The sequence below is a fragment of the Acinetobacter sp. ANC_7503 genome (assembly GCF_056780035.1).
In genome coordinates this window covers 131,114-145,556 of record NZ_JBWYJA010000009.1, presented here as the reverse complement: position 1 = coordinate 145,556, position 14,443 = coordinate 131,114, and the positions used below count along the sequence as shown (strand labels likewise).

Genomic DNA, 14,443 nt, shown 5'->3' with positions numbered 1-14,443 from the left:
AATTAAAAAAGCGCGATTAAGCGCTTTTTTTATATTTTATATTGCTTTTTATTGGTAATTATTGGCATTCGGTTCAATGATGCGTTTTCCTTGTTTGAGTGCATTTAAGGCATCGGCATTGAAATCGATCAGTAAACTGTTATTGGTTGCATCAATATGATAATTGCTAATCAGTTTTTGATCCCCGTGAATGGTCTCAACTGTATATTCATCTGCGATGTTGAGAATAGCATCAAGATTAGTGGTTGTAGAGGCGAGGTCTTGGCGGAAAATTTGATAAATATCGCGTAAATCAAAAATAGCATTCGTTGCATCAGGATGTTTTTTGATATAGCTGTCTAAATGATGGACGATCAACTGAGCAAATAAAAAATAGTTAGGTTTGTGTGTGAATTCTAGACTCATAGATCTTCTCCTTATTATTTAATTGAGCATATAACGAAAATCAGCACGATTTGTATAAAGTTAATTAAAACATTGTAAGCAATTAAAATTTAAAACTTTTAAAATAGAATAAATCAAAAATAATTGAGCCATATTGGTGCAAAAAAAGCTGACCTAACACGAATGGTAAAACTAAAAAAGTGATAGTGTGTGGATTGACGCCTCTTGAATTTTTTGAATGATTATTCGGAAAAAATAATCAGTTATATCACCTTGATAACTTTCTACGATTAAATAAGGTTTTATTGACTTTAATCACCATGAAATCTGGAAAAAGGGCAAAATTCATCCTAAAGACTTAGAGGGATTGGCTAGCAACAGAAATCATAAATCAGGTACAATTGGCGGGATTAATTTTGTGTTTGGTGTATTTGAAGGCCAATACATACATTCTTTGTTAATAAATAGGCCTGCCAGGAGTTATCCCCGCATGAGTGCCATTACTCCATACGATTGGGCAATAATTGCCTTCGTGATCGGCGTTACATTTTTATGCGTCTTTATGCTCACTGTCCCGCTACTCCTAGGGGGTAAATCGTGGGGACGTGCTAAGCAAGAGCAGTTCGAGTCAGGCGTAGTTAGTGCTGGTGGAGCACGAATTCGTCTATCTGCAAAATTCTATTTGGTTGCAATCTTCTTCGTTGTGTTTGACTTAGAAGCGCTCTATCTCTATGCATGGGCTGCGTCAGTTCGTGAAGTGGGTTGGATCGGTTTTGCAGCAGCAGCTGTATTTATTTTAGTTTTACTCGTTGGCTTGATTTATGAGTTGTCTACTGGTGCATTAAATTGGGCGCCATCTGATAAGCGTAAAGCAGCAGGGATTAAACCTAAAATTGGTTCGCCAAATATGGATCTCGCAGAAATTACTCGCTTCAACTCAATTGAGGAGTTGGTGGTTGACCCTACAGGTCAAATTCCAGCGCAATCATCTGGTCGTGTAAAAGCTTCGCCAACGACTACATCATCTGATAAGGAGTAATACGGGATGAAATATACATTAACCCGTGCGAATCCGGATGCTGATCAGTATCCACTTCAAGAGCGTATCGTTGTAGAGGATCCGCTTCTACAAGAAGAAGTGAATAAGAATGTGTTCATGACTCGTTTAGAGGATTTGGCGCATACAGCAGTAAACTGGGGTCGTAAAAACTCAGTTTGGCCGTTCAACTTTGGTACATCTTGCTGCTACGTAGAGTATGCAACGACTTTAACAGGCGTGCATGACTTGTCACGTTTTGGTGCCGAAGTAATTCGTGCTTCACCACGTCAAGCGGACTTGATGATTGTTGCGGGTACATGCTTCGTCAAGATGGCACCTGTAATTCAACGCCTTTATGAGCAAATGTTAGAACCTAAATGGGTGATCTCAATGGGTGCATGCGCAAACTCTGGCGGTATGTATGACATTTACTCGGTTGTACAAGGTGTCGATAAAATCATTCCAGTGGATGTGTATATTCCAGGTTGCCCACCGCGTCCTGAAGCATTAATCCAAGCGTTGATGTTATTGCAAGACCAAATTCAATTAGAGCGTCGTCCGCTTTCTGCGGTGATCGGTGATGATCTTAAGCCAGTTTATAAGCCAAAGATGCAGCCTGAACGTGACCGTAAGAATGCTGAACGTATTGCAGTAAAACACTTACGCTCTATGGATGAAATTAAATAATCTTAACGGCAAATAATATTGATGCACCCGCTTGGGTGTAATTGTCGTTTTGGTTGAATGAATTTGTATTAAATAGGAAGCCAAGCCAATGGCTGAAACTGACATTGCTATGCCAGAATCAACTCCAGTTGATTCACGCCCAGCATTTGCAATTGTAGAAGAGCTCAAAACCAAGTTTGGTGAGAATTTCTACGTGCAAACGACTTTTGAAGACTTTCCAACAGTCTGGGTTGAGCGCTCACGTGTACAAGACGTATTAATGTTCTTGCGTACAGTGTCACGTCCTTACGTGATGTTGTTTGACTTGTCAGCGGTAGATGAGCGTTTACGTACTCACCGCGATGGGTTACCTGCGTCTGACTTCACTGTGTTCTATCACTTGTTGTCACTAGAGCGTAATACGGATATTCGTATTAAAGTTGCGTTGAATGAGTCTGATCTCAATATTCCAACAGCAACCAACATTTGGCCAAATGCCAACTGGTACGAACGTGAAGCTTACGATATGTTCGGCATTAACTTCGAAGGGCATCCAATGCTCCGTCGTATTTTATTGCCAACGTATTGGGAAGGTCATCCGTTGCGTAAAGAATATTCTGCACGTGCGACTGAATACACACCTTATCGTCAGAACCAAGCGAAACAAGATTTCGAACAAGAGCATTTACGTTTTGTACCTGAAGATTGGGGTCTAAAACGCGGTAATGCTGATGAAGACTTCATGTTCTTGAACTTGGGTCCTAACCATCCATCTGCGCATGGTGCATTCCGTGTGATCTTGCAGTTAGATGGCGAAGAAGTGAAAGACTGTGTGCCTGATATCGGTTATCACCACCGTGGTGTGGAAAAGATGGCTGAACGTCAAACTTGGCATTCATTCATTCCGTATACTGACCGTGTTGACTACTTAGGTGGTTGTGCGCAAAACATGCCTTATGTGATGGGTGTGGAGCAGATGGCAGGGATCACTGTGCCAGAACGTGCGCAATGTATTCGTGTCATGATGTCGGAACTGTTCCGTATTAATAACCACTTGCTTTATATCGGTACAGCGATTCAGGATGCCGGCGGTATGACCCCAGTATTCTATATGTTCGCCGATCGTCAAAAGATCTATGACGCGATTGAAGCAATCACGGGTTACCGTATGCACCCAGCATGGTTCCGTATCGGTGGTACTGCACACGATCTTCCAAACAACTGGCAACATTTGATCCGTGAAATTTTGGATTGGATGCCTAAACGTTTGAAGGAATATCATACTGCAGCACTTAAAAACTCGGTATTTGAAGGTCGTACCCGTAATGTTGCGCAATACGATGCAAAATCTGCATTGGCATGGGGTGTAACAGGTACAGGTTTACGTGCAACAGGTATTGATTTTGACGTACGTAAATATCGTCCATATAGCGGTTATGAAAATTACGACTTCGAAGTGCCTGTAGAATACGAAGGCGATGCATATGCACGTGTGATCGTTCACTACCGTGAAATCGAACAATCTTTAAAAATCATCAAGCAGTGCTTGGATAACATGCCATCTGGTCCTTATAAAGCGGATCACCCATTGGCTGTTCCACCACCGAAAGATAAGACACTACAAGACATTGAAACTTTGATTACGCACTTCTTAAGCGTGTCATGGGGTCCTGTCATGCCAGCAGGTGAAGCATCTGTTATGGCGGAAGTGGTAAAAGGTGCATCGAACTACTACTTGACTTCAGACAAGTCAACGATGAGTTACCGTACCCGTATTCGTACACCAACCTTCACGCACTTACAGCAAATTCCTTCTGTAATTAACGGCAGTCTTGTATCTGACTTAATCATTTATTTAGCGACGATTGATGTCGTAATGGCTGACGTGGATCGCTAAGGGGTACGCATTATGATGATTTTGACTGATAAAAAGCCACGTGTGAATGTCGAAGGGATTTTAACTGCGGAAGAAATCCACGAAATCGAGCATCACATTGGTCATTACCCATACCCACGTGCGGCATGTTTAGATGCACTTAAATGTGTTCAACGTCGTAATGGTTGGGTGGATGATGCGCAAATGAATGCGATTGCGCAGATGTTGTCAATGAGCCTTGCTGATTTGGAAGGTGTGGCAACATTCTATAACCGTATTTACCGCCAGCCAGTAGGTCGCAACGTAATTTTGCTTTGTGATTCTATTGCTTGCTTCTTGATGGGTGCGGAAACTTTAGCAGAAGCATTCCAACGCGAACTCGGGATTTCATTTGGTCAAACGACAGCTGATGGTCGTTTTACTTTGCTCCCGATTTGCTGTTTAGGAAACTGTGATAAGGGTCCAACCTTGATGATTAATGAAGATACTCACGGTCTAGTAGAAGTTTCTTCAGTGAAACAGTTATTGGAGAAGTATGTATGAATACTGAACCAAAACCGATTTATGGCGACGGTAACCCAGAAACTCACCCATTAACATGGCGTTTGAGCAAGCAAGAATTTGTTCATAGTGTAGAAGACTATGAGTCTCTTGAAGGGTATGAAGGCTTTAAAAAAGCACTCACAATGCCGCCTAAAGATGTATTGGAAATCATTAAAGCAGCGACTGTGAAAGGTCGTGGTGGTGCTGGTTTCCCTGCAGGGATTAAATGGTCACTCATGGCGCCAAATGACAATTCAGGTCCTCGTTACTTGATTTGTAATGCCGATGAGATGGAACCAGGTACATTCAAAGACCGTTTGTTGATGGAAAAACTTCCTCATCAATTGATCGAAGGGATGTTAATTGCAGGTTATACACTTGAAGCAACCCATGGTTATATTTTTATCCGTGGTGAATACATCGAAGCTGCGAAATATTTGAACCAAGCTTTAGAGCAAATTCGTGCCAAAGGTTACTTGGGTGAAAACATCCTTGGTTCTGGCTGGAACTTTGAACTACATGTGCACACTGGTGCGGGTCGTTATATCTGTGGTGAAGAAACTGCATTGATCAACTCGCTTGAAGGTCGCCGTGCAAATCCACGTACAAAACCACCATTCCCACAAGTTGCAGGTGCTTGGGGTCGTCCTACGATTGTTAACAACGTAGAGACCTACAATAACTTACCTGCAATTATGCTGCGTGGTCCTGAGTGGTATATCAATTTATCTGCAGGTAAGTCGAAAGATCCAGGCACTAAAATTTATGGTGCATCAGGTAAAGTGAAATTCCCTGGTCTTTGGGAGCTTCCATTCGGTACAACTGCACGTGAAGTGATTGAAGAACATGCGGGTGGTATGCGAGATGGCTTAAAGCTTAAAGCATGGTTACCAGGTGGTGCATCAACTGACTTTTTGGCAGCTGAACACATCGATCTTCCAATGGATGCGGAAAGCATCATGAAAGCAGGTTCGCGTTTAGGTACGTGTTTGCTCATGGTGGTTGATGAAACTCAATGTATGGTTTCAGCAACACGTAACTTAGAAGAATTCTTTGCGCGTGAATCATGTGGTTTCTGTACACCATGTCGTGATGGTTTACCTTGGGCAGTGAAAGCGCTTAAAGCACTTGAAGATGGTACAGGCAAGAAAGAAGACATCGATCATTTGCAAGAGCTTACACGTAAGCTTTGGATTGGTAAGACTTTCTGTGCTCACGCTCCTGGTGCTATGGAACCACTCATGGGTGCACTCAAATATTTCCGTGGCGAATTTGAAGCAAAAGTGGTGAATGCCGCTGCTCAAGTTAGCAACGTAGAACAAGCTTAAGGAATTCGACTATGGCTACAATTCATGTCGATGGCAAATCGTATGAAGTCAATGGCTCAGAGAACTTGCTACAAGCATGCTTGTCTTTGGGTATTGATATCCCGTACTTTTGTTGGCATCCATCCTTAGGTTCTGTCGGTTCTTGCCGTCAATGTGCTGTAACTCAATACGCGAATCCAGAAGATACTCGCGGTCGTTTAGTTATGTCATGTATGACACCTGCAGCTGACAATACCTACATCTCGATTGAAGACAAAGAAGCAAAAGATTTCCGTGCGTCTATTGTTGAATTCTTGATGACGAACCACCCACATGACTGTCCAGTCTGTGAGGAAGGTGGTCACTGTCACCTCCAAGATATGACTGTGATGACACAACATGACCGTCGTCGTTACCGTTTCACGAAACGTACGCATTACAACCAAGAACTTGGTTCGTTCATTGCACACGAGATGAACCGTTGTATCGCATGTTACCGTTGTGTTCGTTACTATAAAGACTACGCAGGTGGTACAGACTTCGGTGTGTATGCAAACGCTTCACGTGTTTATTTTGGTCGTCCAGAATCAGGTACTTTAGAGTCTGAGTTCTCGGGTAACTTAACTGAAGTATGTCCGACGGGCGTATTCACAGACAAAACACACTCTGCACGTTATAACCGTAAATGGGACATGCAGTATGCGCCAAGCGTCTGCCAAGGCTGTTCTTCAGGTTGTAACATCTCTCCGGGTGAGCGTTATGGTGAATTACGCCGTGTAGAAAACCGTTTTAACGGTGAAGTCAACCAATACTTCCTGTGCGATAAAGGCCGTTTCGGTACGGGTTATGTGAACCGTGAAGACCGTCCACGTCAACCGCAATTCCGTTCAGGTAGCAATGTAGAGACTGTTTCAGTTGATACAGCGTTAGACACCGTGATTGAGAAAATCCAAGGCAAAAAAGTATTGGGTATTGGTTCTCCACGTGCATCTCTTGAGTCTAACTTTGCGCTTCGTGAATTGGTTGGACAAGCAAACTATTCAACAGGTATGTCTCAAAAAGAGCAAAACTTGGTTGAACTTGCTGCATCAATCATGCAAACCGAGGGTGTATATAACCCAGGTATGCGTGAAATTGAAAGCTACGATGCTGTCTTAATTCTCGGTGAAGATTTAACACAAACTGCACCACGTATGGCATTGTCAGTACGTCAAGCTGCGAAGAACAAAGCCAAAGAAATGGCTGCAGAACGCCGTACACAAGAATGGTTGGCTGAGCCAGTACAACGTATTGCTCAAGACGAAAAATCACCAATTTATATCTTGGCTGCGACTCAAACACGTTTATCTGACGTAGCTACTGGTGAAGTCGTTGCTTCTCCAAATGATATCGCACGTTTAGGTTTTGCTGTTGCTGCGGCGGTGAAAGGTGAAAGTATTACCGGTTTAGAAGAAGATGCAAAAGCATTTGCTCAAACCATTGCTGACACTTTAAAAGCTGCAAAAAAACCATTGATTATCTCTGGTACAAGCTTGCAAGAAGCTGCAATTATGGAAGCTGCTGCACAAGTTGCACAGAATCTGGGTAATGCGGGTCTAACTTTGACTGTTCCTGAAGTGAACTCAATGGGCTTAGCAATCTTTGGCGGTAACAGCCTTGAGCAAGCATTTGCACAAGACTATGACACTGTCGTGATTGTAGAAAACGACCTTTATCGTCGTTTACCTGCAGTGCAAGTAGATGCTGCTTTGTCTGGTAAAGACGTGATCGTGCTTGACCATTCAGAAACTGAAACGGTGAAAAGAGCGAATATCGTTCTTTCTGCAGCGAGCTTTGCTGAAGGTGACGGTACTGTGGTATCTCAAGAAGGCCGTGCACAACGTTTCTATCAAGTATATGACCCAAGTTACTACAAACCAGAACTTGCGATCAAAGAATCTTGGCGTTGGTTACATGCCATTGAAACTGGCGTGAAAGGCAAAGCAATTTCTTGGACTGTGCTTGATGATGTCATCGAATCAGTTGCCAAGAATGTACCTGCGCTTGAAGCGATTCAAGATGTAGCACCAGATGCAGGATTCCGTGTCCATGGTCTTAAAGTGGCACGTGAACCACGTCGTTACTCTGGTCGTACTTCACTTCGTGCGCCGTTATCTGTCCATGAGCCTAAACAACCAACTGATCAAGACTCTGCATTAACATTCTCTATGGAAGGTTATGTCGGGAACCAAACGCCGTCAGCGTTAGTTCCATTTGCATGGTCAGCAGGTTGGAACTCACCACAAGCTTGGAATAAGTTCCAAGAATCAGTGGGCGGTTCTTTAAAAGGTGGTGATTCAGGTATTCGTTTATTTGATCGCCTTGCGAAATTACCAGCACGCACATACGTTGCACCAGCACCAGTTCTTGTAAATGCTGAGAGTTTCCGCCTTGTTCCAATGCATCATATTTTTGGATCTGGTGAATTCACAGTGAAAACACCTGCAATGGAGTCTCGTATTCCAGAAGCGGTATTTGCAGTGGGTGAGCAAGATGCAGCGCGCTTGAATGTGAAAGATGGCCAAAACATTACTGTGAAAGCAGGTGAGGCTTCGATCGTTCTTCCTGTTCAAGTCATTGAATATTTACCTACAGGTTATATTGGTTACCCAATTGGTCTCGCGCCAACGGTATCGTTAGCTGAGCCTGTATCAGTCGCGGTAGGAGCATAATTCATGGAACAAGAATTAATCCGTCAAACGCCGCTTTGGGCTGAGAACTGGCCAATTGCCTACTCTGTAGTTCAAGCGATTGTGATCTTGCTCGTTGTAGTTTTGATTGCTGCGTTGATGTCTTTCATTGAGCGTCGTTTACTTGGCTTATGGCAAGACCGTTACGGTCCAAACCGTGTAGGTCCTGGGGGGATGTTCCAGATTGTTGCCGACATGCTGAAAATCATGTTCAAAGAAGACTGGACACCAAAGTTTGCAGATAAATTGACTTTCCGTTTAGCTCCAGCAGTTGCAATGGCAACTGCGGTGTTATCGTTCATGGTTATCCCTGTATCACCTTATTTAGGTGTTGCAGACATGAGTATCGGTCTATTGTTCTTTATGGCAATGGCGGGTATTGCAGTGTATGCAGTTTTATTTGGTGGTTGGTCATCAAACAATAAATATGCATTACTCGGTGGTCTTCGTTCAGCAGCGCAAACGATTTCTTATGAGGTCTTCTTAGGTATTTCCTTGATGGGTGTGGTTGCAATTGCAGGCTCATTCAACATGCGTGAAATCGTAGAAGCTCAAAAAGATGTATGGTTTGTCATTCCACAATTCTTAGGTTTCCTCATCTTCGTGGTTGCAGGTGTTGCGGTAACGCATCGTCACCCATTTGACCAACCAGAAGCGGAACAAGAATTGGCGGAAGGTTACCATGTCGAATATGGTGGTATGAAATGGGGGATGTTCTTCGTTGCGGAATACGTCAATGTTGTCCTGATCTCAGCTTTGATCGTAACCTTATTCTTCGGTGGTTGGTTAGCACCATTTGGTCTAGATTTCCTACCTCCAGCATTCTGGTTCATGATTAAAACAGCATTCTTTGTGATGATGTTTGTCTTGGCACGTGGTTCATTAATGCGTCCACGTTATGACCAAGTGATGAACTTTGGTTGGAAGATTTGTTTGCCTTTAGCGTTGGTCAACTTGTTGGTGACTGGTGCTGTGATTTTGATGAATCAGGCCTAGGACAGCAGGGAGAACATTATGTATAAAATTCTAGCTGGGTTTGGGTCAATTGTACGTTCGTTGTGGATGGTATTTAGCCACGCAACACGTAAACGTGACACTATTTTATACCCTGAAGTTAAAGCTGAAGAAATCGTTCCACCACGATTCCGTGGCCGTATCGTATTGACACGTGACCCAGATGGTGAAGAGCGTTGTGTAGCTTGTAACTTGTGTGCTGTAGCTTGCCCTGTTGGCTGTATTTCATTACAGAAAGCTGAAAAAGAAGATGGTCGTTGGTATCCGGAATTTTTCCGTATCAACTTCTCTCGTTGTATTTTCTGCGGTATGTGTGAAGAAGCATGTCCTACAACTGCTATTCAGATGACACCTGATTTCGAACTCAGTGAATACGTTCGTCAAGACTTAGTTTATGAGAAAGAAAACTTGCTCATTTCTGGTCCTGGTAAATATCCAGACTATAACTTCTACCGTGTAACTGGTATGGCTGTAGCTGGTAAAGACAAAGGTCAGGCTCAGCGTGAAAGCGCACCTGTCGATGTACGGAGCTTATTACCATGATGTGGCCATTTTATTTGATGGCACTTGTGGCCATCGTTTCTACGGTTCGTGTTGTGACTAATGCGAATCCAGTACACGCACTTTTAAGCTTAATCGTTTCGTTACTTGCAGTTGCTGGTATGTTCATGATAGTTGGTGCACCATTTGCAGGTGCACTTGAGATTATTGTTTACGCTGGTGCCATTATGGTTCTTTTCGTCTTCGTTGTGATGATGTTGAACCTTGGTTCTCAAACTGTTGAACAAGAACGTAAATGGTTAACATCTGATGCTTGGGCTTACCCTGCATTGATGAGCTTTTTAATGGGTCTAGTTTTAGTTTGGACAATGACTTCAGAGCACAGCATTTCTGGTCCTTTAATGGGTACAGAAGTTGTAGGCCCTAAAGAAGTTGGTCAAGCACTCTTTACACAATATTTATTATTGGTTGAAGTTGCCGCAATGTTATTGCTTGCTGCGTTAGTTGCTGCATTCCACTTAGGCAAACGTGAACCAAGTGCAGAAGAGGAAAAAGAATAATGGGTAATATCCCTTTAGAGCATGGTTTGATTGTTGCAACCATTCTTTTTGCACTCGGTTTCTACGGTGTAATGGTGCGACGCAACCTTCTATTTATGTTAATGAGCCTTGAGATCATGATGAATGCAGCTGCGCTTGCATTTGTCCTTGCTGGTAGTGCATGGGTGCAACCAGATGGTCAGATCATGTTTATCTTGATCTTAACGCTTGCTGCGGCAGAAGCGTGTATCGGGCTTGCGATCGTCCTTCAGTTCTATCATCGCTTCCATCATTTGGATGTAGATGCTGCTAGTGAGATGCGCGGATGAGTTTATTAGCATTAACCATATTATTTCCGCTCATTGGTTTTATCCTTTTAGCGGCAGGGCGTAATAAGCTTCCTGAAATTGTAGCTGCCATTATTGGTGTGGGTTCAGTTGGTCTTTCAGCACTATGTGCATTATTGGCTGGTATGAATTTCATCAACAGCGGTGAAACATCTCAAGTGACTCACCTTTGGACTTGGTTCAGTGTGGGTGGTTTTGAGCCAGGTATTAGCTTGCACTTAGATGGTTTATCTTTACTTATGCTTGGCATGATTACGGGTGTGGGTTTCTTAATTCATATCTTTGCATCATGGTATATGCGTGGTGAAGAAGACTTTGCACGTTTCTTCTCTTACTTCAACTTATTCGTAGCAAGCATGTTATTGCTTGTGTTGGGTGACAACCTTGCGTTGTTATTCTTAGGTTGGGAAGGTGTTGGTCTGTGCTCATACTTGCTGATTGGTTATTACTACCAAAATCCAGCAAATGGTGCTGCTGCAATTAAAGCATTCACCGTGACACGTATTGGTGACGTTTTCTTACTCATCGCATTATTCTTAATTTTCCAACAATTTGGAACATTGAATATTGCTGAAATCGTTGCTGCTGCGCCTGTGGTAATGACACAAAGCTCATCGTTAACCATTTGGACTGCATTAATGTTGTTCTTGGGTGCTGCAGGTAAATCTGCGCAGATCCCATTACAAACATGGTTAGCAGACGCGATGGCGGGTCCTACACCAGTATCTGCATTAATCCATGCTGCAACAATGGTAACAGCAGGTGTTTACCTATGCTGCCGTATGTTCTCTGTATTTGAAATGGCACCAGAAGTCATGGTGTTTATCTCAATCACAGGTGCGGTAACATTATTAGTTGCAGGTTTTGCTGCACTGGTTCAAACAGACATCAAACGTATTCTTGCTTACTCTACAATGAGTCAGCTCGGTTATATGTTTATGGCTGTAGGTGCTGAAGCATACCAAGCAGGCTTGTTCCACATGCTCACTCACGCATTCTTCAAAGCGTTGTTGTTCTTGTCATCAGGTGCGGTGATTCTTGCATACCATCACGAACAAAACATTTTCAAAATGGGTGGTTTGTTCAAGCGTAATAAATTCTTATTTGCTTGTTTCGCGATCGGTGGCGGTGCCTTAGCAGCGATTCCATTCTTAACGATTGGTTTCTTCTCAAAAGATGCAATCTTGGCGGCTGTGTGGACACAAAGTCATATCGCAGGCTTACCTGTATTCAATACATTGTATTGGGTCGGTGTTGCTGGTGCATTCTTAACGTCAATCTACACGTTCCGTTTAATTTGGATTGTGTTCTTTGGCGAAGAGAAAACGCCATATCACGAAATCAAAGGTGCAACTTACTGGGCTCCTTTAGCGATTCTTGCTGTCCTTTCTACAGGTTTGGCAATCGTACTTAAAGCGCCAGTCATGAGTATTCTTGATGCAGCACAAATCCCTGCATTTGTTATTCCTGAAGCGCTAGAAGCTGGTGCGCATGGTGCAGAATATGTCGCTATTGCAATCGCACTTGCTGGTTTAGCGGTTGGTGTTGTCTTATTTGCTTTTGCTTATAAAGCAGTTCAAGGTTTTGCTCGCACTTCATTGGGTGCTGGACTTGCAAATATCTGTCGTAATGCGCTTGGTTTCGATGCGTTATATGACCTCGTGTTTGTAAAACCTTACTTATTTATTGCAAAAATGATTGGTCGTGACCCGATTGATGGCGTATGGCTTGTATTGCCAGCGATTGTTAAAGGTGGTCATAGCTTCACTAGTTCACGTCAAACAGGTTCTTTGCGTGAGTACGCATCGAGCATGGCGTTCGGTATCGTGGTGATTATCATGATTCTGATCGTGACTCAGATCGTGGGGAAATAAGATGGAAAACATCAATAACTGGTATTTACCCGCGCTGATCCTCATTCCGTTCATTGCTGGTTTTATTTGTTGGGTCGTTGATAAATTAGATCAACACCTACCACGTTATATCGCACTTGTGGGTATGCTCATTACTTTGGGCATGACCGTTGCTTTATGGCAATCAGGTACCTACAGCTACCAAATTGGTGAAACTGTACCGACTTGGTCTGCAGAGTTCTATGTACCTTGGATTCAAACCCTTGGCATTAACATCCACTTAGCGGTGGATGGTCTTTCACTTCTAATGGTCGGTTTAACTGCTTTACTAGGTGTATTGGCGGTTGGCTGTTCTTGGGGTGAAATTCAGAAGAACGTTGGTTTCTTCCACTTAAACCTTTTATGGTCTTTAGGTGGCGTGATCGGTGTATTCTTGGCTGTTGATTTGTTCTTGTTCTTCTTCTTCTGGGAGATGATGCTCGTTCCAATCTACTTCTTGATTGCACTCTGGGGCCACAAAGGTGCTTCTGGTAAATCTCGTGTTTACGCTGCGACTAAATTCTTTATTTACACGCAGGTGGCTGGTCTGATCATGTTGATTGGTATCTTAGGTCTTGTGATCTACGGTTTCATGATGACAGATACAATCAGCTTCAGTTATAACCATTTACTCGCTGTTGCGAATACATTGGATGCTAACCCACAAACGTCATCAATTGCCTTTGCATTTATGATTTGTTTGTTTATTGGTTTTGCAGTCAAACTTCCTGTTTTCCCATTGCATGGTTGGTTACCAGACGCGCACGCACAAGCACCTACAGCAGGTTCTGTAGACCTTGCGGGTATCTTAATTAAGACAGCGGCTTACGGTTTACTTCGTTTCGTCATTCCATTCTTCCCAGTTGCTTCAGCGCAGTTTGCTGATGTAGCAATCATTTTCGGTTTAATCGGTATCTTCTACGGTGCTTGGTGTGCTTTCCAGCAAACCGATATGAAACGTTTGTTGGCATATACGTCGATTTCACACATGGGCTTTGTTTTACTTGCAATCTACGCAGGTAACATCCTGACCTTCCAAGGTCTGATGGTCATGATGTTGGCTCACGGTTTATCGTCAGCAGCATTATTCATTATGTGTGGTCAAGTGTATGAGCGTCTTCACACACGTGATTTACGCTTGATGGGTGGTATTCGTGGTCAATTCCAGTATTTACCATTCTTCTTGATGTTCTTTATTGCTGCGCTTGTAGGTATCCCTGGTTTAGGTAACTTCATTGGTGAGTTCCTCATCTTGATGGGTGCATTTGCTCAATTCCCTACATTCACGATTATTGCTGCGATCAGCTTAGTATTTGCGGGTCTATATGGTTTAATCCTGATTCATAAAGCGTTATTTGGTGTGCCAAACGAAGAGCAAAAACAACACTATGCGAACCCATTAAAAGATCTTAATGCGCGTGAGCTTGGTATTTTGTTAATTTGTGCGTTCGGTCTGTTATGGCTTGGTTTGTATCCACAAAGCTTCCTTGATATTTCAGAATCAAGTTTGGCTTGGATTGCGAATAGCTACATTCCAGTACAAGAAGTAGTTGAAGTGGTTGAACAAGCCACAACTCAACTCGAAAATGTGGAGATGCAATAAGTC

General features: G+C 43.0%; 13 protein-coding genes. 12 read left to right on the top strand and 1 reads right to left on the bottom strand.

Annotated elements, in window-relative coordinates; genetic code table 11:
- Positions 1-48: 48 nt before the first annotated feature.
- Positions 49-405 carry a hypothetical protein gene (locus AC1M9M_RS11045; protein WP_092766947.1) on the bottom strand — a complete coding sequence of 119 codons (357 nt, stop codon included), beginning with the start codon at positions 403-405 and terminating at the stop codon, positions 49-51.
- A 469-nt stretch (positions 406-874) separates the two neighbouring features.
- Between AC1M9M_RS11045 and ndhC the strand changes: the two genes are divergently transcribed.
- The 12 genes from ndhC to nuoM all read left to right on the top strand — a co-directional run bounded on the left by ndhC (position 875) and on the right by nuoM (position 14,440).
- The gene (gene ndhC / locus AC1M9M_RS11040) at positions 875-1,423 is read left to right on the top strand and encodes an NADH-quinone oxidoreductase subunit A (protein ID WP_035267255.1); all 549 of its coding nucleotides are present in this window, start codon (positions 875-877) and stop codon (positions 1,421-1,423) included.
- A 6-nt stretch (positions 1,424-1,429) separates the two neighbouring features.
- Positions 1,430-2,110 (top strand): NuoB/complex I 20 kDa subunit family protein, encoded by a 681-nt coding sequence (locus AC1M9M_RS11035; RefSeq protein ID WP_035267257.1) that lies wholly within the window; start codon positions 1,430-1,432, stop codon positions 2,108-2,110.
- An 88-nt stretch (positions 2,111-2,198) separates the two neighbouring features.
- The gene (nuoC, locus tag AC1M9M_RS11030) at positions 2,199-3,986 is read left to right on the top strand and encodes an NADH-quinone oxidoreductase subunit C/D (protein ID WP_035267259.1); all 1,788 of its coding nucleotides are present in this window, start codon (positions 2,199-2,201) and stop codon (positions 3,984-3,986) included.
- Between the two features lie 12 nt (positions 3,987-3,998).
- The gene (gene nuoE / locus AC1M9M_RS11025) at positions 3,999-4,508 is read left to right on the top strand and encodes an NADH-quinone oxidoreductase subunit NuoE (protein ID WP_035267260.1); all 510 of its coding nucleotides are present in this window, start codon (positions 3,999-4,001) and stop codon (positions 4,506-4,508) included.
- Positions 4,505-5,836: an NADH-quinone oxidoreductase subunit NuoF gene (gene nuoF, locus AC1M9M_RS11020; RefSeq protein WP_035267262.1), complete on the top strand. Its 1,332-nt coding sequence runs from the start codon at positions 4,505-4,507 to the stop codon at positions 5,834-5,836. Before nuoE ends, nuoF begins: the two co-directional genes overlap by 4 nt.
- Before the next feature lie 11 nt (positions 5,837-5,847).
- Entirely contained in the window at positions 5,848-8,526 is a 2,679-nt protein-coding gene (nuoG, locus tag AC1M9M_RS11015; RefSeq protein ID WP_035267264.1) for an NADH-quinone oxidoreductase subunit NuoG, read from the top strand.
- A 3-nt stretch (positions 8,527-8,529) separates the two neighbouring features.
- Positions 8,530-9,540, top strand: a complete 1,011-nt coding sequence (nuoH, locus tag AC1M9M_RS11010; RefSeq protein ID WP_035267266.1) for an NADH-quinone oxidoreductase subunit NuoH — start codon at positions 8,530-8,532, stop codon at positions 9,538-9,540.
- 18 nt (positions 9,541-9,558) lie between these two features.
- Positions 9,559-10,101 (top strand): NADH-quinone oxidoreductase subunit NuoI, encoded by a 543-nt coding sequence (gene nuoI / locus AC1M9M_RS11005; RefSeq protein ID WP_035267267.1) that lies wholly within the window; start codon positions 9,559-9,561, stop codon positions 10,099-10,101.
- The gene (gene nuoJ / locus AC1M9M_RS11000; protein WP_171076777.1) at positions 10,101-10,619 is read left to right on the top strand and encodes an NADH-quinone oxidoreductase subunit J; all 519 of its coding nucleotides are present in this window, start codon (positions 10,101-10,103) and stop codon (positions 10,617-10,619) included. The genes nuoI and nuoJ overlap by 1 nt, the downstream gene beginning before the upstream one ends.
- Positions 10,619-10,927, top strand: coding sequence for an NADH-quinone oxidoreductase subunit NuoK (gene nuoK / locus AC1M9M_RS10995; protein WP_004695395.1), 309 nt, complete (start codon positions 10,619-10,621; stop codon positions 10,925-10,927). The genes nuoJ and nuoK overlap by 1 nt, the downstream gene beginning before the upstream one ends.
- The gene (gene nuoL / locus AC1M9M_RS10990; protein ID WP_092766949.1) at positions 10,924-12,819 is read left to right on the top strand and encodes an NADH-quinone oxidoreductase subunit L; all 1,896 of its coding nucleotides are present in this window, start codon (positions 10,924-10,926) and stop codon (positions 12,817-12,819) included. Before nuoK ends, nuoL begins: the two co-directional genes overlap by 4 nt.
- Before the next feature lies 1 nt (position 12,820).
- Positions 12,821-14,440 carry an NADH-quinone oxidoreductase subunit M gene (gene nuoM, locus AC1M9M_RS10985; RefSeq protein ID WP_092766950.1) on the top strand — a complete coding sequence of 540 codons (1,620 nt, stop codon included), beginning with the start codon at positions 12,821-12,823 and terminating at the stop codon, positions 14,438-14,440.
- The last annotated feature ends 3 nt before the right edge of the window (positions 14,441-14,443 follow it).